This is a genomic window from Nocardiopsis listeri NBRC 13360, assembly GCF_001570765.1.
Lineage (GTDB): Bacteria > Actinomycetota > Actinomycetes > Streptosporangiales > Streptosporangiaceae > Nocardiopsis > Nocardiopsis listeri.
This window is the reverse complement of sequence record NZ_BCSH01000118.1, coordinates 1-3795: the sequence shown is the minus strand read 5'-3', so window position 1 is coordinate 3795 and position 3795 is coordinate 1. Positions and strand designations below refer to the sequence as shown.

The following is a 3795-nucleotide window of genomic DNA, read 5'->3' as shown; positions in this document are numbered from 1 at the left end:
CCTGATCTCACCACCGGGTGACGGGGAGCGAGCCGCTTCGAGAGGTGACACGTTCTCGGTCTCCTCCGGCCGGTCCAGGGGTGGAACCAGCTCGAACCTCACGGTCCTCGCACCTGCTTTCCGTGTTTTCAGGGGGTTTGCAAACTCTGTACATCACTTATATCGACAATTGGTGACAGAGTGGACGTAGAAGTCACATGCGCCGTTCATATGACCTTCCCTACAGATCCCCCGACCAGGCAGAGCCGAAGGACCCTGGATGAGTTATGACGTGGTGGCGCTCGTAGCGGAGAATCCGGACCTCCGGACACTCACCCGGGCGTTGGAGGATGCCGGTGCCGACTTGAGGGTGGGAGCGTTGGCCGGCGGTGGTCTCCTCCAGTTGCGCGATTCCCACGGGGTGCTGTTGACGTTGGAGCCCGGCCAGGCGGTCGAGGCTCCCGGAGAGGTGGAGAGGCTGCTCGGTCCTGACCTCGGGCCAGGGCTACCCGGGCGCTTCTGGTGGGTCGAGCTCCGGGCCCGTCCGGACGATGCCGGACGCGAGGTGGCGCACCGGGTCGCGGACCGACTGGCGCTGCGGCTGGGTGGGGCCGTATGGACTTCGGGACCTGCCGACTTCGGGGTCTGGGAAGAGACCCCGCACCCGACGGTGGAGCACTCGGCGAGCCGGGCCGTCGTAGTAGCGCAGGATCGCGAGGTCGTCCCCTACTCCTCTTGGATCGCCGACGCCTTGACCGTCCACGCGTCCCGGGGTGACGGCTTCCAACTACTGACCCCGACACACACCCGCCTGACCTACTCGCTGCGCACCCTGATGACCCTGCCCCTGGCTCGCTGGGTCGTGCGCGACGAGGCCGGTGGCCACTACGACGGCATTTCCGGGCTACCACTGCGCTGGGACCCCGAACACGGCCACGTGCCCGTACGACGGGTGGGGGACATCGCGCCGGCCGAGGGGTTCCTGGACGACTCCCCGACCGATCGGCAGCTCGTCCTCGAAGCCACCCTGCGGTTTCCAGAGTCGGATTTCACTCCGGGCAGGTCGGTCGAACTGATGGCGGAGCGATTGCGGGGATCCCTTCCGGTCGCGTGGGGACAGTACGAACCAGCACTGACCCCCTGGGACGGGGAACGTTTGGTACGCCTGGTCCGGCATCGGGCACCACGCACCACGTTGGTGCGTTTCCGGGGGAACGGATTCTGTGGGGACCTGCGGGTGAGCCACGACTCGGGGACCGTGCGGGAGGAGGTCTCCTTGGTGTTGGGGTACGAAGGCGCGGACGCGTTCCCCTACGACCACGTACCTTCGGCCGCGGCCTCGCTGGCGGAGGGCCTGGAGGTGCTACACGTGCGGCGGATGCGAGGGCGCGCCGACTGCACCTACGCGCCGCGCTGGTACGGCCTGGCCGAACCGGTGGGATTCGCCGTGGGTTCGGGTCGGGCCGAAGCGGCCGAGGAACTCTCGGGGCGACTGAAGGGCGCCCGGGTGGGCGACGCCGTCTGGTTCGCCGCGCCGAAGGACGCCACCCGGGAACAGGCACTGCGGCTGATGGCGGCGCGCATTCGCCGGCTGTGACCGGGGGGCACGGACCGCACAGAAGATTAGTCACCAGACGTAGTCATTCGGCTACTTCGTGCAAGAATGGGGGCACCGCAGCCGTTCCCCCGCCCAAGGAGAGAAACCCGTGAAATCGGCCCGATCGTTCGTCGCCCTGACCGTGGGCTCGCTTCTCCTGCTTCCACTCGGTGTCGCGACCACCGCCCCGGCCGCCGCCGCGCCCCACGAGGGCGTGGTCGGCGAAAGCCCCGTGGGCTGGACACCGCACGTGTTGGACGGCTCGGTCAAGGACATCCTCCGCATCGGTGACACCGTCGTGGTCGCCGGTGAGTTCGATCGGGTCTCCGACTCGAGCGGCGACGGCGTACATGATCGGCGCAATCTGTTCGCGTTCCGTCATGGCAGCGGGGAGATCTTGGAGGACTTCGCCCCCTCGGTGGACAGGGCCGTCAACTCCCTCGCCGAGGGGCCGGACGGGACGGTGGTCCTCGGCGGAGACTTCCATCAGGTCAACGGGGAGAGCAGCCGGGGCGTGGCCAGGATCGACACCACCGCCGGCGACACCGTCGACGAATTCGACGCCGCGGTGGGCGACGGGAACGTGTACCGGCTCGCCTCCGACGGCACCGACGTCTACCTCGGCGGCAACTTCTCCGCCGTGAACGGGGAGAGCCGCACCGGACTGGCCCGTGTCGACGCCACCGACGGATCTCTCGACGCCGACTTCACCCCGACCATCTCCGAACAGCGGCGTGGAACCCTGCGCGTGCAGGAGTTGGCCCTGAGCCCCGATGGGCGGCGTCTGGCCATCAACGGGACCTTCACCAAGGTGGACGGTGAGGACCGCTACCAGATCGCCATGATCGACACCGGATCCGGCGGCCTCACCCCATGGTCGACCTCGGCCTACGAGGCGCCCTGCGACTACGAACGCATGCACACCTACATGCGGCAGATGGACTTCTCCCCCGACGGTTCCTACTTCGCCGTGGTGACCGCGGGCGGCCCTCGGGTCAAACCGGGATTGTGCAAGTCCACCGCCCGGTTCGAGAACGACTCCACCGCGAACGCCGAACCCACCTGGACCAACCTGACCGGCGGGGACTCCCTCTACTCGGTCGAGGTCACCTCCGGCGCGGTCTACGTGGGCGGCCACCAGCGGTGGATGGACAACGAAGAGGGCGCCCTCAACCCGGGCCCCGGTTCCGTGGAGCGCGAGGGGATCGCGGCGGTGGACCCCATCTCCGGGCGCGCACTGGCGTGGAACCCGGGCCGGGCGCGCGGCCACGGGGCGGAGGCCCTGCACGCGACCTCCGACGGACTGTACGTGGGCAGCGACACCGAGCGGCTGGGAGGTGCCCGCCACGCCCGTCTGGGCATGTTCCCGGCTTCCTGAGGCCGGATTCCGCATCGGGGTGGTGGCCGCGTGGAGCGGCGACCGCCCCGTCGTCGTCGGGGACTACTTGACGGGCTTGTCCGCCTTGGGCTCGACCTCGGGCCCAGAGCCGGTCTCGGCCCCGGCGTCGGCTTCGACAACGGTGTCGGTGGTGTCCTCGTCCGCGACCGTCGCGTCGGGGTCGGCGCTCCCGGAGGCCCGTTCCCGCTGCGCCCGCAGGAGCTCGTCCTGGATCTCGTCCTCGCGCGCGGCGCCCCCGACCAGACGGCCGCCCACCGATTCCTCCTCGCGCTTCTTCGACCATTCGACGACCGAGCTCGACATACTGTCGCGCCACTTCGACAACAGAACATAGGAGGCCAGGCCACTGATCACCCATGCCAGGACCAGCGCGACCCAGGACCTCGCACCGAACAAGTAGACGACTCCGAAGGCGCCCGCGAAGAGCGCCACACGGGCGGCGGTATAGGTCAACCAGCTACGCATCGAAAAAGCCTCACAACAGACGATTACCTGCACTAGATTGGTCAGCACACCCATCCACGTACGTTCACGTGCGTGTACGGCCGAGCCGGACGAGCGCGGCAGAAGGGGTGTTGTCCCGGTCAGAGGGCCCTCATCCCAGGTTAAGGGCCTGCTTCGGGCATCGTGCACCAGGTCCGGGTGTGTTCCGTCGCTACCGGACGGGGCACTCAAGGCATCGGACACGGGTATTCGTGGGATGTTTCCAATCCCGACAGCGGGGACCGAACATCACGTTCCGATCACATATCCCCCAGCTATCCCCCGATCGCCGTAATTTCTCCGAAAACTAGGGAGGAAACGGTCCAACTCGTGCACA

The 3795-nt window shown here is 68.0% G+C and carries 3 protein-coding genes; 2 read left to right on the top strand and 1 reads right to left on the bottom strand.

The genetic code is table 11. The features are described 5' to 3' along the window. Positions 1-259 precede the first annotated feature (259 nt). Positions 260-1576 carry a DUF6177 family protein gene (locus NLI01S_RS24690; protein WP_067609304.1) on the top strand — a complete coding sequence of 439 codons (1317 nt, stop codon included), beginning with the start codon at positions 260-262 and terminating at the stop codon, positions 1574-1576. A gap of 109 nt (positions 1577-1685) precedes the next feature. After that, positions 1686-2954 (top strand): delta-60 repeat domain-containing protein, encoded by a 1269-nt coding sequence (locus NLI01S_RS24685; RefSeq protein WP_067609301.1) that lies wholly within the window; start codon positions 1686-1688, stop codon positions 2952-2954. A gap of 63 nt (positions 2955-3017) precedes the next feature. Here NLI01S_RS24685 and NLI01S_RS24680 read toward each other — a convergent pair whose 3' ends face one another. Continuing rightward, positions 3018-3440 (bottom strand): DUF4229 domain-containing protein, encoded by a 423-nt coding sequence (locus tag NLI01S_RS24680; RefSeq protein WP_067609298.1) that lies wholly within the window; start codon positions 3438-3440, stop codon positions 3018-3020. Between the last annotated feature and the right edge of the window lie 355 nt (positions 3441-3795).

What these genes read in the sequence shown, in the direction of transcription:
- NLI01S_RS24690 (WP_067609304.1), top strand. Translation starts at nt 260, where the DNA reads ATGAGTTATGACGTGGTGGCGCTCGTAGCGGAGAATCCGGACCTCCGG.
- NLI01S_RS24680 (WP_067609298.1), bottom strand. Translation starts at nt 3,440, where the DNA reads ATGCGTAGCTGGTTGACCTATACCGCCGCCCGTGTGGCGCTCTTCGCG.